Annotated in this window: 15 protein-coding genes; 7 read left to right on the top strand and 8 right to left on the bottom strand. The window is 72.0% G+C overall.

What is annotated here, in order from left to right; genetic code table 11:
* Positions 1 to 304: 304 nt before the first annotated feature.
* Positions 305 to 853 (bottom strand): HD domain-containing protein, encoded by a 549-nt coding sequence (locus tag WMF11_RS44915; protein WP_272102011.1) that lies wholly within the window; start codon positions 851 to 853, stop codon positions 305 to 307.
* 646 nt (positions 854 to 1,499) lie between these two features.
* On the opposite strand from WMF11_RS44915, the gene WMF11_RS44920 reads away from it, so the two are divergent.
* Entirely contained in the window at positions 1,500 to 3,332 is a 1,833-nt protein-coding gene (locus WMF11_RS44920; protein WP_437975106.1) for an OmpA family protein, read from the top strand.
* Positions 3,329 to 5,059, top strand: coding sequence for a DUF3344 domain-containing protein (locus WMF11_RS44925; RefSeq protein WP_437975107.1), 1,731 nt, complete (start codon positions 3,329 to 3,331; stop codon positions 5,057 to 5,059). The genes WMF11_RS44920 and WMF11_RS44925 overlap by 4 nt, the downstream gene beginning before the upstream one ends.
* A 15-nt stretch (positions 5,060 to 5,074) precedes the next feature.
* Here the strand turns inward: WMF11_RS44925 and WMF11_RS44930 are convergent, their stop codons facing one another.
* Both WMF11_RS44930 and WMF11_RS44935 read right to left on the bottom strand, forming a co-directional pair.
* Positions 5,075 to 5,398 carry a DUF4351 domain-containing protein gene (locus WMF11_RS44930; RefSeq protein WP_437975108.1) on the bottom strand — a complete coding sequence of 108 codons (324 nt, stop codon included), beginning with the start codon at positions 5,396 to 5,398 and terminating at the stop codon, positions 5,075 to 5,077.
* 37 nt (positions 5,399 to 5,435) lie between these two features.
* A complete protein-coding gene (locus WMF11_RS44935; RefSeq protein ID WP_437975109.1) occupies positions 5,436 to 5,735 on the bottom strand; it encodes a hypothetical protein in 300 nt (99 codons plus the stop codon).
* Positions 5,736 to 5,932: 197 nt separating this feature from the next.
* Here WMF11_RS44935 and WMF11_RS44940 point away from each other — a divergent pair, with 197 nt between their 5' ends.
* Positions 5,933 to 6,436: a hypothetical protein gene (locus tag WMF11_RS44940; protein ID WP_437975110.1), complete on the top strand. Its 504-nt coding sequence runs from the start codon at positions 5,933 to 5,935 to the stop codon at positions 6,434 to 6,436.
* 181 nt (positions 6,437 to 6,617) lie between these two features.
* On the opposite strand, the gene WMF11_RS44945 is transcribed toward WMF11_RS44940, so the two are convergent.
* Together WMF11_RS44945 and WMF11_RS44950 are read right to left on the bottom strand one after the other, a co-directional pair.
* Positions 6,618 to 8,573, bottom strand: coding sequence for a zinc-ribbon domain-containing protein (locus WMF11_RS44945; RefSeq protein ID WP_437975111.1), 1,956 nt, complete (start codon positions 8,571 to 8,573; stop codon positions 6,618 to 6,620).
* 212 nt (positions 8,574 to 8,785) lie between these two features.
* Positions 8,786 to 10,363 (bottom strand): hypothetical protein, encoded by a 1,578-nt coding sequence (locus WMF11_RS44950; protein ID WP_437975112.1) that lies wholly within the window; start codon positions 10,361 to 10,363, stop codon positions 8,786 to 8,788.
* 913 nt (positions 10,364 to 11,276) lie between these two features.
* On the opposite strand from WMF11_RS44950, the gene WMF11_RS44955 reads away from it, so the two are divergent.
* Positions 11,277 to 13,598: an SdrD B-like domain-containing protein gene (locus WMF11_RS44955; RefSeq protein WP_437975113.1), complete on the top strand. Its 2,322-nt coding sequence runs from the start codon at positions 11,277 to 11,279 to the stop codon at positions 13,596 to 13,598.
* 446 nt (positions 13,599 to 14,044) lie between these two features.
* Entirely contained in the window at positions 14,045 to 14,515 is a 471-nt protein-coding gene (locus WMF11_RS44960; protein WP_437295895.1) for a response regulator, read from the top strand.
* Between the two features lie 65 nt (positions 14,516 to 14,580).
* On the opposite strand, the gene WMF11_RS44965 is transcribed toward WMF11_RS44960, so the two are convergent.
* A complete protein-coding gene (locus WMF11_RS44965) occupies positions 14,581 to 17,499 on the bottom strand; it encodes an Eco57I restriction-modification methylase domain-containing protein (protein ID WP_437975114.1) in 2,919 nt (972 codons plus the stop codon).
* A 429-nt stretch (positions 17,500 to 17,928) separates the two neighbouring features.
* Between WMF11_RS44965 and WMF11_RS44970 the strand changes: the two genes are divergently transcribed.
* Complete coding sequence (locus WMF11_RS44970; RefSeq protein ID WP_437975115.1) at positions 17,929 to 18,612, top strand: thioredoxin domain-containing protein; 684 nt, start codon at positions 17,929 to 17,931, stop codon at positions 18,610 to 18,612.
* Positions 18,613 to 18,697: 85 nt separating this feature from the next.
* Positions 18,698 to 19,777 carry a hypothetical protein gene (locus WMF11_RS44975; RefSeq protein ID WP_437295898.1) on the top strand — a complete coding sequence of 360 codons (1,080 nt, stop codon included), beginning with the start codon at positions 18,698 to 18,700 and terminating at the stop codon, positions 19,775 to 19,777.
* A gap of 19 nt (positions 19,778 to 19,796) precedes the next feature.
* Here WMF11_RS44975 and WMF11_RS44980 read toward each other — a convergent pair whose 3' ends face one another.
* Both WMF11_RS44980 and WMF11_RS44985 read right to left on the bottom strand, forming a co-directional pair.
* Positions 19,797 to 20,741 carry a LysR family transcriptional regulator gene (locus tag WMF11_RS44980; RefSeq protein WP_437975116.1) on the bottom strand — a complete coding sequence of 315 codons (945 nt, stop codon included), beginning with the start codon at positions 20,739 to 20,741 and terminating at the stop codon, positions 19,797 to 19,799.
* Between the two features lie 290 nt (positions 20,742 to 21,031).
* Positions 21,032 to 22,432, bottom strand: a complete 1,401-nt coding sequence (locus WMF11_RS44985) for a glycoside hydrolase family 6 protein (RefSeq protein WP_437975117.1) — start codon at positions 22,430 to 22,432, stop codon at positions 21,032 to 21,034.
* Positions 22,433 to 23,183: the final 751 nt, after the last annotated feature.

Below are 23,183 nucleotides of genomic sequence, written 5' to 3' on the forward strand. Positions count from 1 at the left end.
GAGGGGTGCTCGTCGTGCTCACAGGAAGGGAGCGGAGGGCGCGAGTGAACCCGATCCGGCACGGAGCGGGGCAGGGTGGCTCACGGGAGCGCTGGGCCCTTCACGCTTGCTCTCGCCGAGCGCGCAGCCCCGAGAGGGCCTCTCCGGAGTCCGGCGCGCGTCGCCGTCACCTCGTGCACGTTCGAGACACACCGTGTCTCCGGGGCCTCGGTCTCCAGGATCTCCTGGCCGCGGGCGGAGCTCCGCTCGCCGCCGAGCCCGAGGCCCCGGAGCGCGTCGCCGAGCCCCCCCGCGGATCCGGCGCTCAGCCCGTCGACAGGAGCTCGTCGAGCACGGCCCCGTACTCGTCGAGCAGCGGGTGCGGCGGCAGGCCGCGGCACATCGCGCGCAGCTCTTCGAACCTCGCGATCTGCATATCCCTGCCGCGCTTGAACATCGACCACGGATCGCCGTGCTCTCGCGCGCAGACGATGATCGACTGGAAGTTGTCTATCTTGTCAGCCAGCGTGATCGCCTGCGCTTCCCAGGGCTTCTTCGGGAACGCCTCGAGATAGAGCCGCTTGCGGTCTTCCCAGGGCAGCGCCCTGTCCTGCTCGGTCACGTGGCGGACGAGCGTGGCGACGCGATCGCCGAAGCGCTGGCTCAGCTCGTCGAACGTGACGCCCTGGTCCTCCATGGCGTCGTGCAGCGCGCCGGCCGCGACGACCTCGTCGTCGAAGCCGTGGCGCGCGAGCAGGACCGCCACGCCGGCGAGGTGGCTGATGTAGGGGACGTCGGCGTTCGGATACTTGCGCTTCTGGGCTCGATGCCAGACCGCCGCCTGGTCGAGCGCGCGCTTGAGGAGGGTGCCCATCGCGATGTCCCGCCACCATAGCCGCTCGGCGTCCAGAGCGCAGGCGCCCGAGCGCCCCCGGTGCCGTCCAGCAGGTCCTCCGTCCGGATCGGACCCCGCGCCGTTCGAGGCGCGCCCTCGAAGGCCGCGCCGGTTCGAGCGCCCGGCGTGCCACGAGCTCGGTGAGCGGCGTGCGCCGAGCGCGCTCGCTGCGCGGCGGGCAGGCGCCACGAGGGGCGCGCCGGGCGAGGTGTGCGGCGCGCCGCCGCGGCGACAGGGGCTCTCCCGGCCCTCTCTGCGGCTCGACGGTCCTTCTCTTTCAGTCGTCCGGCGGGCAGCGCGGGATATCCGCTCTTCGACGAGGTCGACTTCGCCGGCGCGGCACGGCCCGCTCGCGGCGGCGTCGCTGCGATGAAGCGCGCGCCGCCTGCGCGCGATCGCCTCTCGTTCGTTCAGCGGATCGGGGAATGCGCTGGGGGTGGCGCGGAATGGTCGGGGAATGGCCGGGGAATGGCCGGGGAATGGTCCGGGGAGGTGCGCGCAAGTCCTACGAACATGCGGACGACGTCGCTCGTTGCTCAAGACTCCGCACTTGCCGACCTGTATACTCGTCCGCGACAGCGTCTTATATCGTCATGCGAAACCCGCCGATGCAGGGTGCCACCTCATGAGACTTTGGCCTCTCCGTTCGCTTGCCGCCGCGCTGGCCGCCCTCGTCGTTGCCTCTCTCCTTCCCGCGCCTGCGCACGGGCAGGACGCGCCGGTCAACCCCGGGGGCATGGCCCTGAGCCGCTTCGTGCCGGCGCCGGCCGGGGACCGCATGTTCAGCGTGCCGTCGCCGTTCGTGGCAGGGCACCTCACACCGCATGTGATGCTGCTCGCCGATTACGCGAGCAACCCGCTGGTCCTGCGGCGCGAGCGCGACGGCGCCGAGATCGGCGCGGTCGTCAGCGATCAGCTCACGTTCCACCTGGGCGCGTCGCTCCCGCTCTGGAACAAGCTGAGCGTCGACCTCGATGCGCCGCTCACCGCGCTGCAGTCCGGGGACAGCCCGAGCGGCGGCGGCCAGCAGTTCCCGTCGCCGAGCGGCGCGGCGCTCGGCGACGTGCGGCTCGGCGCGCGCTTTCAGATCCATGGCGCGTACCATGACCCGTTCCAGCTCGCCGTCGGCGCCTACCTCTGGTTGCCGACCGGCGCGGACGACTCGTTCGTGAGCGACGGGAGCGTCCGGGCGATGCCGTACGTCGCGGCCGGCGGCCGCATGGATCGGCTCGTCTGGTCGACCGCGCTGGGCACCGAGGTCCGGCGCTCCCAGTCGTTCGGCGGCGTGGCGCAGGGGACGATGCTCACGCTGGGCGGCGGCGTCGGGCTCCTCGCGCTGGACGGCCGGCTCCAGGTCGGGCCGGAGCTCAGCGCCGCGATGGTGCTCGAGGACATCAGCAGTCGCTCGACCAACGCGGAGCTCCTCCTCGACGCGAGGTATCGATTCCTGCCCTTCATGGAGGCGGGCATCGGCGTCGGGCCGGGGATCACCTCGGGCATCGGGACGCCGGACGTGCGCGCCGTCGCGATGGCCGCCTTCACGCCGGAGCAGCCGACCGACCTGGACAGGGACGGCATCGGCGACCCCGAGGACGCGTGCCCGAGCGTGCCGGGCGTGCGCAGCGGCGATCCGAAGAAGAACGGCTGCCCGCCGCCGCCGGACCGCGACGCCGACGGCATCGTCGACGCCGAGGACGCCTGCCCCGTCGTCGCCGGCGTGCGCAGCGACGACCCGAAGAAGAACGGCTGCCCGCCGCCGCCGGACCGCGACGCCGACGGCATCGTCGACGCCGAGGACGCCTGCCCCGTCGTCGCCGGCGTGCGCAGCGACGACCCGAAGAAGAACGGCTGCCCGCCGGACCGGGACGACGACGGCGTGGCCGACGCCGAGGACGCGTGCCCCGACGTCAAGGGGCTCCGCTCGAAGGACCCGGCGAAGAACGGCTGCCCGCGCGACACCGACGGCGACACGTTCCGCGACGACACGGACGCCTGCCCGAGGGAGAAGGGCTTCGCGGATCCGGACCCGGAGAAGCACGGCTGCCCGAAGGCGGTGCGCGTGACCGAGAAGCACGTGGTGATCCTCCAGCAGGTGCAGTTCGACACGAACAAGGCCACCATCAAGCCGGTGAGCGATCCGCTGCTCGACGAGGTCGCCGAGGTGCTGAAGGAGCACCCGGAGATCGAGCTCATCGAGATCCAGGGTCACACCGACGACCGGGGCACGGTGGAGCACAACAGGATCCTGTCGCAGAACCGCGCCAACTCCGTCATGGCGGCGCTGGTCCGGCGCGGCATCGACTCGACGCGGCTGACGGCCCAGGGCTACGGCCGGGAGCAGCCCATCGACGACAACGCGACGGAGGCCGGGAGGCAGCGGAACCGACGCGTCCAGTTCAACATCATCAAGAAGGCCGCGTACAAGCCGCAGGCTGATGAGACCGGAGAGGATCGATGAGAAAGCAGTTGAGCATCACGGGGCTCGCGTCCCTCACGCTGATCGGGCTCACGACCGCCAGCGCGACGGCCGAGCCCAAGCTGCGTATACAGGTCGATCAGCAGGGCGACTTCGCCCTCATCGGGAGCTCGATCGGGCAGGAGTGCCGCTCCGCGACGCCGAGGCCCACGGAGGGCACGATGGGCGCATGCGGCCAGTCGACCGTCGAGTCGGGGCCCGATCTCTTCTGGAGGTCCGACTCGCCAGCTGACGGCAGAGCGGAGGCGAGCCTCGATATCACCCCGGAGATGGCGCGCACGACCGCGGTGCTGACGCTGCCCGAGGGGGCGACGGTGACCCACGCGTTCCTGTACTGGGCCGCGCGCAACACCGCCGGCGCCGATCCGGAGGTGGAGCTCCACCACGCGGGCGGCTACGACGGGACGGTGACCGCCATCGACTCGGTCGAGACGGTGATCAACCAGGGGAAACCCAACGAGTCGCACAACTACCAGTCCGTCGCCGACATCACCTCGATCGTGAAGGAGAGCGGCGCCGGGGCCTACCGGGTGGGCGGCGTGGACGTCGTCGACGTGAGGGACAGCGACGACGACGTGGTCTTCGTGGCGTGGTGGATGGTGGTGTTCTACGAGGCGCCGAGATCGCCGATGCGCAACCTCGCGCTGTTCGACGGGCTCGACCGGGTCTCCGACGTGGGATGGCAGCAGGTCGAGCTCTCGGGCTTCAAGGTGCCCGACGCCGGCTTCGTGGCGAAGCTGGGCATCGTCGCGTTCGAGGGCGACAACTCGAACACCGGGGACAGCGTGTTCTTCAACCCCAAGAACCCGGGGAAGCCCGATCTGGCGGAGGCGCTGAGCGACGAGCTGAACCCGGCCGACAACTTCTTCAACAGCACCCGTTCGGCGCTCGGAAAGCCGGTGTCGGTGGAGGGTGATCTCCCGAGGATCCCGGGCACGCCTCAGAGCATGTCGGGGGTCGACATCGACATCGTGGATGTCAGCGCGAAGCTCAAGCCGGGGGACGATCGGGCCACGCTCGTCGCCACGAGCAGGGACGAGCTCTATTTCCTCGCGGGGTGGGTGACGTCGATCTCCAACTATGGCCCTGATTTCAGCAAATCGAGCAAGGTGGCCACGGATCTCGGCGGGCTGCCGACCTACCGCGGGGACGCCGTCGAATACCGCATCACGGCGACGAACACGGGCAATGACGAGGCCGTGGGCGCGGTGCTGACGGACGCGCTGCCTGCCGGGGTGACGTTCGTCCCTGGCTCGCTGTCGATCGTCGATGGGCCGAACGCCGGTCCCCAGACGGACGCGCCCGGCGACGACCTCGGGGAGTACGATCCCGCGACGCGGACCATCAAGTTCTGGCTCGGGGATGGGGCGGACGGCGCGAAGGGCGGGAGCATCCCTGTCGACGGCAGCGTCACCGTGCGCTTCGAGGTGACGGTCGACGCGGACGCGCCGGACCTCATCAAGAACCAGGCGAAGATCGCCGCGGCGGGCGCGTTCGGCGCGCCGGTCAGCGACGATCCGACGGACGGCAACGGCGACGCCCCGGGCGCGCCGCCGACCGAGGTCGCCGTGGTGCCGGAGTCGTTCTACGCGGCCGGCAGCGGCATGCTCGGCCCGTGCGCGGCCAGCCCGCGAGGCCGGGATGGGAGCGCCGGCTGGCTCGCGGGGCTCGCGCTGGCCGGTCTGCTCTGCCGGCGGCGCAGGGGGTAGACGATCACCGCCGCGTCAGCGCTCGGTCAGCGCGTCGTCGAGCGTGGGCGCGGTGAGCACACGCTCGGTCCAGCCTTCGATCTGCGCGGCGTCGGCGGCGCGGATGCGCGCCTCGATCGGCTGCGGCAGCTCGCCGAAGCGCAGACGGAGCTGCTTCAGCAACGTGCTCCGCTGCCCCTCGAGCCGGCCCTCTCGCTCGCCCGCCAGCCGGCCCTCCCGGCGCCCCTCCTCGCGAAGATAATCTGCGATGGTCACGATTTCCTCCTCGGCATCCGGTCCCGCCGCCACGAGCAGCCTCGGCAGCAGCTTGTCGGGCTCGCGCGGGTCGGCGATGCTCAAGAACTACCGCCACACGCGCACGAGCGCAGCCCCTCCGTCAGGCGCCCCCTTCGGCGCGCACCTTGGCCGCGAGCTCGCCGAGCTCACGCATCTCCCGCTCGTGCAGGGTGTCGCGGTCGCCGACCACGGACCAGCATACCCGCCTGGGGTCATCGACGTCACGACGGAGCGAGCGCATGTACATCGGCACGGGCGCCCCCTCGATCGAGCGCCAGCCCCAACCCAGGAGGCGCGGCTGCCACGCCTCCAGGAGCGCGAGCGTCGCGTCGTACGTGGCCGCCCAATCGGCCTCGTCGATGCCTCGCGGATCGATGTCGAGAATCACATGCACGCCCATGGGTCGATCCTCCTAACCGGCGTGTGCAGCCGGCCGTCGTAATGGGGAGAGCGCCTCCGCGGCGCGTAGGAACAAACGTCGGTCCGGCAGCGCCGGACACGGGCTCGGCGGCGCGCCGTCTCCGAGGCCGATTCGCTAGCAAGTCGCAGACAGATTGGCCATGAAAAAGAAATCTATTTCTGGATACGATTCATGAGATGACATCGAGCGGTGTCGCCCAATTACGACAATACAAGCCATCTCGTCTCACAATCGTCTTTCGCACGCGCGAACGCTGCGGACCCAGCCTGGTACTGGCCGCCTCGGACCGGTTCGCCTCAGACGGCGAGCGGCTCGATCCGCGCGAGCGCGACATCGCGCGCCGCTTTCGCCTGGCGGCGCGCGACTACCCCTTTCCAGCGAGGCTCGGCCGGCGCCTTCCGGAAGGCGCCGGCCTCGTCGAGCCCTATCGCCATCGGGCGGTTGCTGCCCTCCGACGCCTCGATCGCGGCGCCGCTCCGATCGAAGCGCATCACCGCACCGGCGCCCGCGGCCCACGCCGCGCCGTCGGCGCCCGCAACGGTCATCTCGAGCGGTGGCGCGTCGGTCAGGCCCGCCGCGAACACCCGCGCTTTGCCGTCAACGCCAAGCCACATCGCCCGGCCGCGCTTGCCTCGGTAGCCACCCGCCACGAAGAAGCTCGTCGCGGGCTGGCCCGCTGAGGAGGGCGAGCTCCACGGCGAAATTCGCGCCAGCTCCACGGCGAGAGCTCCGGGCGCGGGACGGAGCCTTCCCGCCGCCGACAGGGACCCTCGCGCGCGCAACGGGAGCTCCGCCCGCGCCCGAAGGAGGCCCTGCGGCCCGCGAGGGCCTCTCACGGGCGCGCCCGCGCCCGTGCCGCGATCAGTTGATGGTGAAGGACTTGCTGACGGTGACCGAGCCCCCGCCGAAGGCAGGCACCCGCGCGCTGCGGAACAGCCTGGCGACGCAGCCGCCGACGCTGGTCCCGGCGAAGGGCGCCCCCTGGACTTCGGCCGACGTGACGCTGCCGCTCGGCGCGAAGGTGACCTTGACCCTGCCGGTCCCGGTCGGTCCGCCGGCCTTCTTGCAGCTCTTGGCGGAACCAGCGGCCGCGCCGAGCGCCGAGCTCGCGGCGCCACGGTTGAACTCGGCGCCTCCGGACGCCGCCGGCTCCGGCTTCGATGCCGCCGGCTTCTCCGCCGCGGCAGCGGGCGCGGACGCCGGCTTCTCCGCCGCGGCGGGCGTCGCCGCGGCGGGCGTCGCCGCGGCAGGCGTCGCGGCGCTCGGGGCCTCGGCGCTGGCGGTGGGCTCCGCGGACGGCGCCGCCGTCTCCGCCGTAGACGGCGTTTCGGCCGCAGCGGTCTCGGCAGGCGTCGGCGCCGGCGCCGCCGTCTGCGCAGGGCTCGGCACCTCGGCGGGGGCGGTGTTCGCCTGCTCCGGCGTGGCCGTCGACGCCTCCGGCGTCGGCGACTGCATGAAGAAGAAGGCGACGCCGCCAATCAGCACGACCGCGGCGATCGCGGCCGCGATCAGACCGGTGCGGCCCTTCTTGGTCGAGGCCTCCGGCGCCGTGAGCGGAGAGAGCGACGAGAGCGACGCGGGCGGCACCGACGCCTTGGACGGAAGCGACATCGAGGGAGGCGGCCGCGAGTCCGTCACCGGCGCCAGCAACGGCGGCGGCGCGAGCATCGGCGCGGAGGCGATGGGGCCGCCGCCGAGGTTCAGCAGGTCGTCATAGCCGGCTCGACCGTTGTTCTTCGAGGGGCGGTTCGAGGGACGCCGGCCCGACGGGAGCTCGTCTTCTTCCTTCTGCTTGGCCGCCGCCGCGTTCTCGGTCGCGGTGAGCGCCGAGAGCGAGAAGAGGACCGAGTTCTCGTTGCGCTCGCCCACCTGGCGATCGAGGCCTGGCGGCGGGGCGGACGGGGCGGACGCCGCGGGGTCCTCGGCGCGCTCCGCGGCGCTGAAGACGTCGACCGCGGCCCCCCGGGCCGCGCGACGCGCGGCCGCTGGCGCCGGTGCGCCGCCTGGGGCCGGCGCCGCGGCCGCTGGACTCGCCGGCGCCGCAGCCGCTGGACTCGCCGCCGGCGCCGCGGCTTCCGGGGCCTTCGCCGATGCGACGGCTGCGGGCGCCGGGGTCGCGGCCCCCGCTTGGTTCAGGGCGCGCCGCGAGTCCTTCATGACAACGGTCCCCTCGGGCCCGAACCTGAGCCCAGCAGGCGCCGGAGCCGTGGGGACGGGCGCAGCTGCAGCCGCAGGCGCCGGAGCGGCGGCCGGCGGAGGCGCCGCCGCGGCCGCCGGTGCAGCTGCAGCAGGGACGGCCGCGGCAGCGGGCGCAGCAGCAGCGGGCATGGGCGTCGCGATCGCGGGCGCCGCGGCAGCGGGCGCCGCCGCGGCGACGGCTGCCGCAGGCGCGGGCGCCGCGTCTTCCTGCGAGGAGAATCGCTCCTTGAGCTCCGGGACGCTGGCGATCGGCAGCCAGTCGCCCATCCCGTCCTTCCACACGTACGTGTCGTTGCTCAGGCCTCCGCGCGCGTACTCGGCCACGAGCTCGGCGGTCGTCATGGTCCGCTCGTCGCCCTCGGCGACGTTGACGGTCCACGTGTCGGGCGCCGCCGCCGCGGGCGCGCCGCCCACGTCGAGCTTCGCCTCGGCGTCATCCGACAGGTCGCCCTGCTGGTCCACGGTCGCGTCCTGCGGTGCGGCCGGGGCAGCCTCATTCGCGCCGTGGACCACCATCGAGTGGTTGCACTTCTTGCATTTGATCTTGACCGTCTTGCCGGCGACTTTCTCGTCGGCAATCGTGTACTTGGCCTGGCACGACTCACACGTAATCTTCATGCGACTGGCGCCCTTCCCGTTCCGGCATGCGGGCATGGGTTCAACGACCACACACGCGCACGATCACGCGGCCCGGTCGGTCGACGCAGAATAGCGGGACGGCGCGAGGCCGATCAAGGCGGCGACTTCTTTTATGATCGCCGCCGGCGCAGCGCCGCGTGATGACGCAGCGCGCGTCCACGTCCTCGCGCAGCGCGCGCAGTGTGGCGCGATCAATTGAGCAGCAGCAGCTGGGTGCCGTCCTTCCCGCAGAACATCGCCTCGCTCGGATAGCGGTCGCCGCAGGTTGGGCAGATCTTTCCACGAGCCCGCAGCGTCGGCCGGACCGGCGCCGCGGCTGACCCTGCGGCGCCCGCGAGCGAGGCCTCCGAGGGCGCCGGCGCGCCCTCGGCGCCGGCGCTGTCGCGCTCGCCAGCGGCGCCGGCCGTGGAGGCCGGGCCTTCCACTTCGTCTCCTGTCCGCCGGCGGCCTCGGCGGAGCAGGATCAACCCTGCAAATCCGAGGCAGGCCGCGACCCCGCCCACGATGGCCACGAACAGGTTCTTGCGCTGGCGTCCCAGGTCCTCGCCCGAGGTCGTGCGCCCGCCGATGGTGCCGGCCGCGATCACCACGACGGCCGCCTGCTCGCTCTCGCCGGCCTCGTTGAGCCCGCTCGCCGCGAGGAGCGCGTCGTAACGATCGGGGCTCGTCACCTCGATCGCGACGGTCACCCCCTTGCCGGCGACGGACGCGACGAGGCCGAGCGCCCCCTCGCCCGCCCCGGCGCCGAGCGAGAGGGCGCCTGTCGCGTCGACCGTCGCGGCGGACGCGAGCGGCCCGGGCGCGATCGACCACGTGGGCCTCGTCGGGAGCGCGCACCCCTCCGCATCCATGACCAGCGCGCGGAACTGAAAGCGTTCGCCCGGCCGCATGAGCTTGCGCGACGGCGTGACCTCGAGGCGCGCCGGCTCGCCGGGGGCGTCGCAGGAGCGCGAGGCCGCGGGCTTCTTCTCGGCTGCGGCGGGCGCCGCGGACGGAGCGCTCACGACCGGCGGCGGAGCGCTCGCCACCGGCGGCGGGGCGCTCGCCGCGGGGGGCGCTTCGCCCTCGCGCCGGACGAGCGTGTAGGACCGCGTCCTCGTGACGGACGCGCTGCAGGTCGTGTCCTGGATGATGAACTGGTACTGCCCCGTCTCCACCATGTTGATGCTGGCGTCGGTCGCCTGGGTCGTGGTGGTGACCACGGCGCGGCGGGGATCGCTGGCCGGCGTCGTGCAGCGGGTCTGCCAGGAGCGCGCGTTGCCAGACGCCGAGTGCTTGCTCCGCGCGAGCCCGGGCATCTGCTCCCAGCATTCGGCGGTGCTCCACGACCGTCCGGCGCCCGAGATCGAGAGCTCCGAGCCGTGCTGCTGGATCTGCACGGCGCCGCCCGGGGCGCCCTGCGGGCGAGGCCTGGGCCCGCACGCCTGCCCCCAGGCGGAGACCGACCACTGTTCCGTGAGGGCGCTCGCGGTCCAGGACCCGCTCAGCGTCGGCGGGTCCTGCGCGGCGCCCGCGCGGGGGATGGCGACGGCGAGGGCAATGGACGCGAGCGACGCGAGCGGCGCAAGGCGAAGCGCGTGGAGCGGGGCCGACGAGGCGAGCAGCTGGCGTCGCACAGGCGAACCGTAGCAGCGCCCGCGCGCGGGCGGCAGCCGGCAGGCTCGGAGCGCCGCCCGCGCGGTGCCGTGCGGCGCGAGGTGCGCGAGGTGCCAGACCGCAGCGAGCGGCGACGCGGCCCGCTCGTTCCGCCACCGCGTCGCGCGCCTCATGCGCCTCACGCGCCTCACGCGCCTCACGCGCCTCACGCGCCTCACGCGCCTCACGCGCCTCACGCGCCTCACGCGCCTCACGACTGACCAACCACCGCGTCCAGGGCGGCGGGGCCCCCGCGGGCCCGAGGCGCAGGTCCCCGGCGGGCGTGAGCCGTGAGCGACGAGCAGGCGAGCAACGCGTGAACGCGTGACACGCAACCGCCCGGGCCCGCCCTCACCAGCGCCCGAGAGCAAGAGCCGTACAAAATGCTCACGCCGCGAAAAAGGATCTAGACAGGCAAAGTAAATGTTCGTTCCATTGAAAAATGGTCCCGTGCGCATTCTGCATCAAATCTCGTCAGGCACTCCCGCGTACCTGATCCGATCCTGCTCGTCCCTCGACCCCGGCGAAGGGTCGGAGAGGGCTGCTGAGCGTCGCCGCACGCCGCCGAGCGCCCAGCGCGCCCTCAGCGGACCGCGAGCTGCGCACGCGCACCGACCGTCGAGCTGGCGAGTGATCTGGCCATCGAACTCGATGCGCCAGACTGCGCTCGTCTCCGCGAACCGTAAGCCGACGCAAGCCGACGCAAGCCGACGCAAGCCGACGCAAGCCGACGCGAGCAGCCCAAAAGCGTCACCGCACGACCCAAAATTGTCACCGTGCAACTCAATGCTTTTCTCGCGCCTGCCGCCAAAAAGATCTGGACATCTCCATCCCTGAGTTGCTAACTTACACACTGTTACCTTGCGCATCCGCTCTCCGATCGAAGCACAAGCACCCGCGTACTTGATCCGATCCTGATCAGCCCGTGGGGGCTCATTCCGACCGGAGCCCGCGAAACCGACCTCGCCTGACCCGTGAGTCATGGTGCCTGCACTCCGGATGACGCTCCAGCAATGGTTCACCCGTGAGGACCTCGAGGAGCTACCAATGAAGCAGTTTGCAATCGCATCTTCTGTCGCGCTCGCCACGCTGTTCATCACCGCCACCAGCCTCGCCAACACGACCGCTCCGTCCCCCACGTGCACCGTGATCAAGCGGGGTGTCCTGGGGGATGTCTACAACGCCGAGATCTGGAGCCTCGCCCCGAGCTACCACGTCCCGACCCCGTTCGAGGTCAACACCGGGTACTCCAGCTCGGTCGGAGAGAAGCGCGCCCTGTTCCGCTTCGATCTGAGCCCCATCCCCGCCGGCTCTCTCGTCACGTCGGCCACGTTCTACGCCCAGACGTACACGAGCACCGCGCAGACCGTGTACGTCCACCAGGTGCTCGCCCCCTGGAGCGAGGAGCTCGTCACGTGGAACAACTTCGGCGGCATGGACCCCGCCGCGTTCACCTCGTTCGTGCCCAACGTCACCGGGTGGAGCTCGGTCGATCTCACCGGGATCGTCCAGGACTGGGTGGACGGGACGGCGCCGAGCCACGGGATCCTCCTCGAGGAGGGCGCCAGCGGGAAGACGTCGTACAAGGGCAGCGCCCACACCGATGTATCTTACCGGCCTCTCCTCGAGGTCTGTTACACGGCGCCGAAGGGCTCGATCGGCGACAAGGTGTGGTTCGACGCCAACGCGGACGGCCTCGAGGACGCCTCCGAGCTCGGCATCTCTGACGTCGTCGTCGACCTCTTCGGCGACGCGAACTGCGACGGTGTCGCCGACGGCGCCGCGCTCCAGAGTACCGTGACCGGCGCGAACGGCGTCTACCGCTTCACCGAGCTCGAGGCGGGCTGTTACGTCGTCGACGTCGACGACGCGACGCTCCCGCTCGGCCACATCCTGACCAGCGACGACGAGCCGCTCGGCGTGTCCCTCGACGCGGGTGAGAACGTGGCCAACGCCGACTTCGGCTACGTGACGTACTCGTCGATCGGCGACACGGTGTGGCTCGACAGCGACGCCGACGGGCTCTACGAGCCGGAGACCGGCGAGCTCGGCGTCAACGGCGTCCGTGTCGAGCTGTTCCAGGGGGCCCAGCTCGTCGACTTCACGATCACCGGCACGAGCCCCTACACCGGCCAGCCCGGCTTCTACCTCTTCGACACGCTCCCGGCGGGCACCTACTCGGTGGTCGTCACGCCCGACAACTTCATGGCGAGCGGTCCGCTCGCCGGACAGGAGCCGACGGCCGACCCCGACGGCGGGCTCGACAACGTGGGCGTGGTCTCGCTCGGCTGGGCACAGGACCTGCTCGACGCGGACTTCGGTTACCAGCTCTCCTGCGGCAACGGCGTCTGCGGCGGTGACGAGAGCTGTTCCAGCTGCGCCGTCGACTGCGGCACCTGCCCGCCGGTCTGCGGCAACGGCACCTGCGAGGCCGGCGAGGACTGCGGGAGCTGCAGCGCCGACTGCGACGTCTGCCCGCCCGTCTGCGGCGACGGCACCTGCGACGCCAGCGAGAGCTGCAGCACCTGCGCGGACGACTGCGGCGCCTGCCCGCCCGTCTGCGGCAACGGCACCTGCGAGGCCGGCGAGGACTGCGGCACCTGCTCGGACGACTGCGGCGCCTGCCCCGCGGTCTGCGGCAACAACGTCTGCGAGAACGGCGAGGACTGCTCGAACTGCACCGGCGACTGCGGCGCTTGCCCCGCGGTCTGCGGCAACGGCGTCATCGAGGCCGGCGAGAACTGCCTCGAGTGCCCGAGCGACGTCGGCGTCTGCCCGCCGGTCTGCGGCAGCGGCGTCTGCGAGGCCGGTGAGACCTGCTCGAGCTGCGCGGCCGACTGCGGCGCCTGCCCGCCGGTCTGCGGCGACGGGGTCTGCAAGGCGGGCGTCGAGAACTGCTCGAGCTGCGCGGCCGACTGCGGCGTCTGCAAGTGCTCCTCCCCCGGCACCGGCTCCCCCGGCTACTGGAAGAACCACCCGAGCGCCTGGAAGATCACGAAGCTGACCATCGGCGGCAAGACCTATACGAAGTCCCAGCTCCTCGACATCATCAGCCGTCCGACGCGGGGCGACGTCACGTACATCATCGCGAAGCACCTCATCGTCGCCAAGCTCAACGTCGGTATCGGCAACCGGTCGAGCTGCATCGAGGACACCATCGCCAAGGCCGACGCCTGGCTCAAGAAGTACCCGCTCGGCAGCAACGTGAAGGACAACTGCGGCAGGAACGCGCCGTGGGTGACCGGCAAGCCGCTGTCCGAGATGCTCGACAAGTACAACAACGGCTATCTCTGCGCCCCCCACCGCGACGACCTTGACTGCGAGGACAACCGCAACGATCGCGACCATCACCGCGGCTGCGGCCGCTGAGACGTAGACGCGAGCGCCCCCGGGCCAGCGCCCGCTCCAGGCGACCAGCCTGGAGAGCCGCGGTAGCTGGCGCAGCCCCTCCTCGCCTCCCCCCTCCCCTCCCCGCCTCCCCCGTCGCCCTCCTCACCCCTAGCAGGGGGGCCACCTCGTACTCAGGACGGAACATCCCTCGACGCCCGCGGACACCCCCTACACCCCCGCATGGGCGTGTTCTGCCCCTCGCGCGACAAATTGCCCCTGCCGCCCCGGAGGGGGGCCCCTGCAGCGCCGCCTACGCCTCGAACAGCGCCCCGCCAAGGAGCGGGGTCGAGCCCGTCGAGACCGCTCCACCGCAAGACAGGACAGCATGGCACGGGCGCTGCAAATCCTGCGGGGCTGAGCTCCGAGGACCGCGGTAGACGGTCCAACGACGCAGCGTTGGCGGGCCAGAAGAAGGAGAAGTTGCCATGAACCTGACGGAAAGCTGGATTGGCGATAAGCCCTTGGTCCCGCCTTGCGGCTTGTTCGGCAAAGGTCAGCATATCGTCCTGGCTGAAGACGACGAGGATTTCCGGTCCACGATCGCCATGGCGCTCCGCAGCGACGGGTTCGAGGTGTCCGAGGCGCGAAACGGCCTCGAGCTGCTCGACAAGGTGGCGCCCTGCCTCGGTGGGAACGAGCCCCCGAAGCCGATCGACGCGATCGTCAGCGATATCCAGATGCCCTGCTTCTCGGGGATGGAGATCCTGGAGGGCCTCGCCGAGGTGAGGCGGCGGCCGCCGGTCATCCTGATCACGGCGTTCGGCCACCCGCACCTCCACGCGACCGCGCGCAGCCTGGGCGCCTCGGCCGTCTTCGAGAAGCCGTTCGATCTGGACGATCTCCGCAGCGTGCTGTTCAACCTGAAGGACGCGCCCGGCTTCGACGGCGGGTACTGACGACGACCGACGAGGACCAACAAAGACTGACGAGGGAGCGCTCCTCCGCGCTCCTCGGCCGCCGCTCAGCCGTCCGGCCGCGGGAGGGGGGTCGCAGCCGCCCAGCGCGCGACACAGCCCCGCTCCTCCTCGGTCATCTCCAGCATGTCCGCCACCATCCCGTCCAGGTGGCGCCGGGCGTCGGCCGGCAGGCCCGCGTTCGCCGGGCCGAGCTCCCGTCCGAGCGCGTCGAGCGCCGCGATCAGGGCGGCTCCCGCCGGCGGGGGCGCAGGGATCGCACGCAGGTGCGCAATCTTCACCTGCGGCATGCCCTCGCGCGCGTCCCGGTGACGCGTGTAATGCCACCAGCGGACGGGAGAGGAGTTGAGGTAACAGAGCAGCGCGAATTCGCTCCAGGTGGCGTCGGAGAAGCCGGCCAGGATCGAGTTGCGGAACGGGAGGCCGTCGCTCAGCGCGGCGATCGGATAGCGGGCGGTCTGGCGGATGAGCAGCCGCACCGCCTTCCAGTCCTCGTCCTTCCGGAAGCGGCCCTTCACGCCGGCGCGATCGACATGGTGGCGCGGCGCGCGCGCGATCAGCTCGCCGACGTCGGTGCCTTCCCGGATGGGGCAGGTGTACGGCGGCTCCGGGGCGTCCGCGCGCCGGATGCGCTCGGCGTCCTCGGCCGTCGTCTGAAACCCGCGCTCGCCGAACAGGGCCGCCGGCAGCGGGGGCAGCGCGCCGAGCCGCTCGAGGAGCCGGCGGGACACGACGTCGAGATCCGAACGCGCGAGCGGCCACGGGGCGGCCACCGTCCGCGGGGCGGCGGGGGCGAGGCGGGTCGAGAGGAGGCCCATGCACGGCTGGAACACGCCGTCGAAGGCGTCGCTGCCGAAGCTCGGAAGATCGGAGTCCACGGCGCAGAGCGCGTCGTGCGCGCGCCGCGTCGGGCCGTATCCATCGAGATCCGACACCGACGTCGGGATGACGAGGCCGAGCCGCCCGCCCGGCCGCAGCAGCGACGCGGCCCGGTGCACGAACAGGCCGTGCAGCGAGCGGTAGCCGTGGAACGCCGGGTTCCTCCGGAGGTGGAGGTGGAAGACCTCGGGGGCGATCGGCTGCGCCGCGCGGCCGACGTACGCGACCCAGGGCGGATTGCCGATCACGGCGTCGAAGCCCGGCTCGGAGCGATCGAAGACGCCGGGGAACGCGAGCTCCCAGTGCAGGAACCGGCGCTCCTCGGCGATGCGCCGCGACAGCGCCGCCCGCGGATCGGCCGGCTCGCGCGCGGCGGCCATGTAGCGCGCGAACGTGGCCGGCGCCGGCGCCAGGGCCGCGAGCTCGCCCGCCGGCGGCCAGAACCACAGGGCCATCCAGGCGTCGAGCGCCGCCTGATCCGCTCCCTCGGCGCCCCCGGGCCCGTCGCGGGGCGCGCTTTCGGCGGCCTCCTGCGGCGCGCCCTCCTGCGGCGCGCCCTCCGGCGGCGCGCCCTCCGGCGGCGCGCCCTCCGGCGGCGCGCCCTCCGGCGGCGCGCCCTCGGGCCGCGGGGGCGCAGGAGCCTGCCGCAGCAGGGCCCGCCGCGTTTGCCGCTCCCCGGGGCCGCGGGGCAGCCTCGCGGCGGACGGGAAGCCGCCGACCTCCGCGCGCTCGGCGCCGATGAGGCTATCGCCGCAGCGAAGCTTGCCGTCGAGGAAGCTCAGCGGGAGGCGCGCGTCCTGCACGACGAGCCACAGCGATAGCCTGGCGAGGTCGACCGCGAGCGGGTCGAGATCGACGCCGTGCAGACAGCGCTCCGCCACGAGCGCCATGGCGCGAGGGAGCAGCGGCTCGCCGGGGGCGAGGGGCGGCGCCGCACCGGCGCTCTGCCATGCCTCGACGAGGCGCGCGGCGAGCTGGCGGCACGCCTCCACCAGGAACGCGCCGGATCCCATCGCGGGATCACACACGGCGAGCGCGAGGACATCCGCGGGCGCCGCCGGCCGGCCGTCCCTGCCGAGCAGCGGCGACAGCGTGCGCTCGACGACATGCGACGTGATCTCCCGCGGCGTGTAGTACGAGCCCGCGCGCCGCCGGAGCTGCCCCGGCTGGAGGTAGAGCGCGCCCCGCGCGATCCGGTCCGGCTGTCGCGGGGACGCGCGGCGCGCGAGCGCCTGCGACAGCTCGGCCACGCTGCCGGCCGCAGCGACGCGCGCTGCCGGCCGCGCGCCGAGCTTCAGGTCCGCCACCTCCTCGAGCCGCGCGAGCCGGTCACGGCCGGGGAGGGCGAGGAGCGCCTCCAGATCCACGACGACGTGCGACGGCAGGAGCGCCATCGACTCGCCCTCGGCGATCTCGAGGTCAAAAGCCAGGAGGCCCTCGTAAAGCGTGCCGAGGTGCTCGACCTCGAGCTCGCCGTAGCGCAACGGCACGCCGTCGTGCACGAGGAGCGCCGAGAGCACCCGGTGGAGCGCGCCGTCGCTGAGCCACGGTCTCCCCTCCAGGAAGGGGTGGGCGTCCGGATCGCAGAGGCCGCCGCGCGCGCCCCCGGGGCCGCGATCGCGGAGCGCGCAGAAGAGCGCCGCGATCCTCGCCCACGCGCCGTGGCGGCGCTCGAGGTCGTCTCCCTGCCGTCGCCGTTCTTCCTGGAGATCCTCGAAGAGCCGGGCGAGCGGCGCGCCGCCGCCTTCCACGCCGGCGAGCAGGCCGCGCGCCTCGGCGTAGAGGAGGAAGATGAGCCGCATCAACGCGGACACGAGGCCGGCGCGGAGGCGCCGCCGCCCTTCGGCGGAGCCGGCGCACGCGACGTCGCTGCCCTGCGGATCCGCCGCCTGAAGGCCGCGGAGGACCTCGCCGAGCGCGCCCTGCGCCTGATCGCGGAGCTGCCGCGCCACGCCGTCGGCGGACGGCGCGGATCCATCGAAAGACGCGCCCGTTCGCTTCGCGGCGCCGCGCTGGGCGAAGGCGCCGCCTCGTTCACGGTCGCGGCCCAGGAGGGCGGCGCTGAGCTGAGGGCATTCCGAGGACACGCAGGTTCCGCAACAGCATTGCGGATGGGACCGGGTGCAGGCAAGCGCCCCGGCGCGGCGTCGCGCCGGCCCGCGCCGGCCCGCGCCGGCCCGCGCCGGCCCGCGCCGGCCCGCGCCGGCCCGCGGCCGGGCGCCGCCGCCGCGCGAACGCCGCGCCGGGAGGAACGCCGAGAGAAGACCTCCATGTCCTGCCCCCTTGCGGCGATCTCGGCGCTTGCCGGTGTCGCTCCTCGCGCCGCGCGGCGCCCTGGAGAGGAGTCCTTCCTCGCCTGGAGGTCCTCACCCAGCACGGTTTACCGAGATCCTCGTGAAAGCATCTCTCACACGCGACCACATCGAGGTACGGTTCGTGCCGCATGCTCAAGAATGAATCCTGAGCTGTTCGAACGATACGCACTCGCTCATTCACGCAATTCGCGCTCTGGCTCCGTGGCGCGGCGCGGCGCCCTGCTCGCCGCGCTCCTGCTCGGGATCTCGGCGTGCCACGACGCCGGCGAGACGCCGGTGCAGGAGCCCACCGGCGCGGTCACCGGCGGGATTGACCTCTATTCCGGCATTCCCCAGGACGGCATCGTCCTCGGGGATCCGAGCGCGCCGATCACGCTTGTCGAGTTCTCCGATCTGCGTTGCTCGCATTGCCGCGATTACGGGCTCGAGATCTTGCCCGTGATCCTCGAACGCCATGTGAGGACGAAGCAGGTGAAGCTCGTATTCCGGAATCTCGCGTTCCTCGGTCCGAGCTCCGTGCAGGCCGCGCGCATGGCTGCCGCGGTCGGGATGCAGGGTCGGCTCTTTGATTTCGTCGACCGCTTCTTCCGGCTCCAGGCGCGCGAGCGCCCGGTGATCACGGACGAGCTCCTGTTGCGCGTCGCCTCCGAGGTGCCGGGCGTGGACGCAGAGCAGGCGATGGCGCAGCGCGACAGCCCGGAGGTCCTGCAGCAGCTCGAGGCCGCGCGGACCGAGGCGGCGGCTCTCCAGGTCCGGGGCGTGCCGGCGCTGTTCCTGATCCGGGAGGGGCAGGAGCCCCTTCGGCTCCGCCTCACCTCGATGTCGCCGGAGCCGATCTCCCGCGCGATAGAGCAGATCATGATCGATGCGCGACCGCCGGGGTGAGCCGCCGCGACCGCCCGGGTGAACCGCCGCGACCGCCGCGACGGGCGCCGGCGCCTCGCGCGCTTTTTGGTACGCTCGCGCGGGGATGACCGCATCGCCGCTCGTGTTCCCTCCCCGCCCCCCCTCGCTGCGCGGCCGTCGCCGCGAGCTCGCGACGCTCCTGGCGACGGTCCGCGCGTCGCGCCCGACCCGCGTCGCGCTCGTCGGCACCGGCGGCAGCGGCAAGTCGACGCTCGCGTGCGCGCTCGGGCACAAGCTCGCGCGCGAGCTCCCCGGCGGGATCCACTGGTTCCGGGTCGGCGCATGGGACGCGCGCACGCTGCGCGGCATGCTGTCGCTCCGCTTCGGGGCAGGGCCGTCGCCGTCGCTGCCTGCGCTGCGGAGCCGCCTGCGGGCGCTCGGGGAGATGCTGATCGTGCTCGACAACCACGAGCACGACCGCGCCGTCGCCGAGCTGCTCGACGACCTCCGCGACGAGGCGGTGACCTGGGTCATCACGGCGCGGCGCTGCCTCGTCGCCGGCGTCTCCATCTTTCCGGTCATCGCGCCGCTCGTGACCTCGGGGCGGAGCCCCTTCCCCGCGGTCGCCTCGCTGACCCGCCTGCTCCGCTGGAACCCGGTCTCCCTGGAGCTCGCCGACGCGATCGTCGGCAGCGGCGCGGCCGACGTCGCCGAGCTCCACCGGTGGCTCGTGGCGGGCGGCGTCGATCGCGTGCGGGTCATCGATCACGAGGACGACCTCCCCGAGGTCGGCCTGCTCGTCGCGTGGGCGTTCCGCGGGCTCTCGCCGCCGGCGCGGCGGATGCTCGCGGTGCTGGCGCACTCCAACGGCGACCACATCGACGAGGGCTCCCTCGCCGAGCTCGCGCGGGCCGGGCGGCGCGCCGGCGACGCGCTGGCCTCGCTGCGCCGCTTCCGGCTGGTGCAGGAGCCGTTCGCGGGCCGCTTCGCGCTGCACGCGACGGTGCGCCACGCCGTGCTGAAGCGCACGCAGATGGATCAGCGCCGCTTCTTCGAGCATTACATGGCGCTCCTCGAGCGCTCTCCGGAGCGGCTCGACCTCGAGCAGACCCACCTGTTCGCGGCCATGGACTTCGCGCACGACGCCGGGAGCGTCGCGGCCGCCCTCCGCGTGAACGATCTGCTGTCGCGTCTCTCGCTCTGACACCCGCGCCGACGTCAGGTCACCGCGGCGCGTCCGGGCCCCCACCTTGCGGGCCCCCCACGTGCTGGCGGCAGAGATCGACGAGGCGCTTCAGCACCCACTGCCCCGCGGGCCCCTGCACGAGGCCCGGCCTGTGGACCACGGCGAGCGGCAGGACGTGCTCGTCGTCCCCCCACGCCGCCGGCCAGATCCGGACCAGGCGCCCGGCGTTGAGGTCGTCGCGGATCATGTGCTCTGGCAGGTTCCCCCAGCCGAGCCCCGCGCACAGGAGCTCTCGCTTGGTCTGCAGATCCACGACGCGCCAGGTGCGGGGGGACAGGACGGCCTGCTCCGGCGAGCGCCCTCCGCCGCGCTCGCTCAGCACGATCTGCACGTGCTCGCGCAGCTGCTCGATCGCGACGCGCGCGCCGCGCGGATCTGCGGCGGCGAGCGGGTGTGTCTTGCCGACGACAGGCACCATGCGCACCGAGGTGAGGTGCTGGCGCTCGAGCCCCTGGGCCGTCGCCGCCGGCCCCACGACCCCGAGCTGGCATGTCCCGTCGAGGACGCGATCGGCGACGGCGCCCATGGTCTCGGTGTGGACGACGAGCTCCACGGTGGGGTAGACGCGCGCGAACTCGACGCAGAGATCGACGAGCGCGGACAGCGGAAAGATCGCGTCGACGCACAGCGACACGAGCGGGTCGAGGCCGCCGGCGAGCCGCTGCGCCGCGCTGCTGAGCGCGTCCGCGTCGGCGCACACCCGCCGCGCGGCGCCGAGCAGGACGCGGCCGTGCTCCGTGAGCGCCGGGATCCTCGTCGACCGGTCCCAGAGGGCGATCCCGAGCTGGCTCTCCAGGTTGGCCATCGCGTGGCTCACGGCCGACTGGACGCGCCGGAGCTTCCTGGCCGCGGCCGAGAAGCTGCCCTCGTCGGCGACCGCGATGAACGTGCGCAGCTGTTCGAGCGTGATGGAGTCGTGCACCGCGCTTCACCATGCCACGGCGCGGTTCGGCACGGCGCGGTTCGGTCGCAGGGTGCGTGCGCGTGCGTGCACGCCCGAGGTCGCGGGCCTCTGCGCTGGTGATGTCCCTGAAAGCGGCGCGGCGGCCAGGACAGGCGAGGAGCGTTTTCCCAAGGGGTCTACCCTCCAGCGGGCCGCGTCGTCCGCGGGAAGGTAGACCCCTTTTTCTCACGCTCCTCGCCTGCCCCGGCCGCCGGCCGCGCGCTCAGCCGAGCGCGCTCGTCACAGCCTGGAGCAGGCCGACCCGCCGATCAGAGCGGCGGATTGGCGTTCTTCACGCACTCCACGAAGTAGTCGTGGAACCACTGCCCCGCCTGCGGCGCGCGCGTGTCCGCGTTCTCCTTGCCGCAGAACAGGTCGTAGCGCGGCTGGCCCTCCTGGCCGACGCCGTCGGAGTCACCCGGCGGCTTGACCCACACGAAGGCGTCGAGGTTCGTCGCGCCGCCCGGGCTGGCCTTCGGCCGCTCGCCCATGCCCGCGCCCTTGTTGTTGCACCAGTAGCCCCAGTCCGCCCGGATGTTGCCGACGCCGTTGCGGCTCGTATCGATGATGAAGTGCTTGTCGCCGAGGCCCTCGGCCGCGAGCGCCGAGGCCATGGCATCGACGTAGTCGAACTCGCCGAAGCAGGGATTGCTCTGCTGTTCGTAGCTCTCCGAAGTGTAGCTGAGCTGCGTGTAGTTCGCGACGTTGGTCGCGAAGCCGCGGACGCTGGCCGGGCTGCCGGCGGCCTTGATGACCTCGGCGAAGATCTTGGCGCCCGCCTTCTGGTTGTCAGGCCAGCCGAGCCAGCCCGAGTGCGCCGCATCGATGTACTGGTACACGTGCGGCATGTTGAGCTCCTTGAGCGTGTGCGCGACGTTGTCACGGTAGGACTGCGCCGTCGTCTCGTCGCATCGCTTCCCGCCCAGGTTCGTCGCGATGTTGGGGAGCGAGTCGGGCTCGATGACCGCGGCGATGCGCTGACCCGAGTGAGCGGCGAGGATCTGCTTGATCGGGGCGATGTACTCTTCTTTGTACCGCTGGGTGCCGTTCTGAGCGAGCTGGAGCTCGCCGTTCGACGCCTCGGCGAAGCAATCGCGGTTCGGAAGGTCGTAGATGACGATGAGCGCCGTGACCGGCTCACAGGTCTCGTTCTGGCGCTTGAGCGCCGCGTCGAGGTAGGCCGGGAGCTCCTTGATCGCCTCGATCCGGTCGAGCCAGAACGCGGTCTGGATCTGCTTGACCTTCTCCATCTTCGCCTTCAGGGCCGTATCCGTGACCATCGCGATCGACGAGTCGACCTTCTTGACGTAACCGGGGTCCACGAACAGCTCCGCGCCCGCGAAGGGGTTGCCGTTCGGAGCCGCGATGTCGACCGGGGTGGTGCAGTTGCCGCCGCCCGAAGCCGCGCTGGTCGTCGGATCGATGGTGCCGGTGCTGGTGCTCGTCGTCGTCGGGTCGACGTTGCCGGTGCTCGTCGTCGTCGGGTCGACGTTGCCGGTGCTCGTCGTCGTCGGGTCGACGTTGCCGGTGCTCGTCGGGGTGCCCGCGCCCACGCCGCTGCCCGTCGGGGTGCCCGCGCCGCTGCTGCCCCCGCCCGTCCCGCTGTTGTCACCGCCCCCGCCGTCCCCGCACGCCGTGAGCGCGAGGATGACCGCAACCGACGTTGCCAACCCCAGCTGATGCGTCTTCCTTCTCAGCATATTAAGCCTCTCATCACTTCAATGAAGAAACCAGGCCAATTCAACGCGTCAAATAGCGGGCCGAATTTAGACCAATGGCCTCTCTCGGGCAAGGACAAACGACGGCTATCCCACGCCAACGCGGCTGCGTCGTAGTACGCTATGTAGGTATTTTTCCATGGACGCTAGAACGATCGACACCTCTCGACGCGCGTCACGCATGCGTGCGTCTTGCCCGACCCGCGCGCGGCCGCGATGAAACTGCAGCGGTTCTGCAAGGGGAGAACGCACCGGCGGGGGGCGAGCGCGATCCGCTCAACGCAACGCGCAACCACCACGACTCCGCAGTTGCGAGCGCGGCTGGGTCCGGATGTGACACGGCAGACGGATAGAAGGGTTTCAGTTCTATTTCCAAGGTTGTCAGCGGCGACAGACTCCGCTCCTCCGCGCTGATGACACACACCAGGGCTGCTCGGAGCGCTGCGCCTGGCGTCATGCGAGCAGGCGACGCAGGGCGCCATGGAGCATCCGATGTCGAGGGGCGAAGTGCGCCGCTCGCCCGCGCGTGCGAGTGAGCCTTCTTCCCAGCCTTCCCAGCCGGACGCTCATGACGTGACAGCGCGTTAGATCGCGCTCGACATCCGCGTGTCGCGGCGTCCGTCGCGGCGCGTTGCCGTCATCGGGCCGTCACGGAGGGCTTTCTGGCCGACCGCCGGCGATCGGTTAGGCTTCCGTCCCCCTT

Source organism: Sorangium sp. So ce295 (assembly GCF_051527405.1).
GTDB lineage: Bacteria > Myxococcota_A > Polyangia > Polyangiales > Polyangiaceae > Sorangium > Sorangium cellulosum_B.

Bases quoted from the DNA above. Each gene is read 5' to 3' on its own strand.
- WMF11_RS44925 (WP_437975107.1), top strand. From the start codon at position 3,329: ATGAGAAAGCAGTTGAGCATCACGGGGCTCGCGTCCCTCACGCTGATC.
- WMF11_RS44960 (WP_437295895.1), top strand. From the start codon at position 14,045: ATGAACCTGACGGAAAGCTGGATTGGCGATAAGCCCTTGGTCCCGCCT.
- WMF11_RS44955 (WP_437975113.1), top strand. From the start codon at position 11,277: ATGAAGCAGTTTGCAATCGCATCTTCTGTCGCGCTCGCCACGCTGTTC.
- WMF11_RS44935 (WP_437975109.1), bottom strand. From the start codon at position 5,735: ATGGGCGTGCATGTGATTCTCGACATCGATCCGCGAGGCATCGACGAG.
- WMF11_RS44945 (WP_437975111.1), bottom strand. From the start codon at position 8,573: ATGAAGATTACGTGTGAGTCGTGCCAGGCCAAGTACACGATTGCCGAC.
- WMF11_RS44975 (WP_437295898.1), top strand. From the start codon at position 18,698: ATGACCGCATCGCCGCTCGTGTTCCCTCCCCGCCCCCCCTCGCTGCGC.
- WMF11_RS44950 (WP_437975112.1), bottom strand. From the start codon at position 10,363: ATGAGGCGCGCGACGCGGTGGCGGAACGAGCGGGCCGCGTCGCCGCTC.
- WMF11_RS44920 (WP_437975106.1), top strand. From the start codon at position 1,500: ATGAGACTTTGGCCTCTCCGTTCGCTTGCCGCCGCGCTGGCCGCCCTC.
- WMF11_RS44940 (WP_437975110.1), top strand. From the start codon at position 5,933: ATGACATCGAGCGGTGTCGCCCAATTACGACAATACAAGCCATCTCGT.
- WMF11_RS44915 (WP_272102011.1), bottom strand. From the start codon at position 853: ATGGGCACCCTCCTCAAGCGCGCGCTCGACCAGGCGGCGGTCTGGCAT.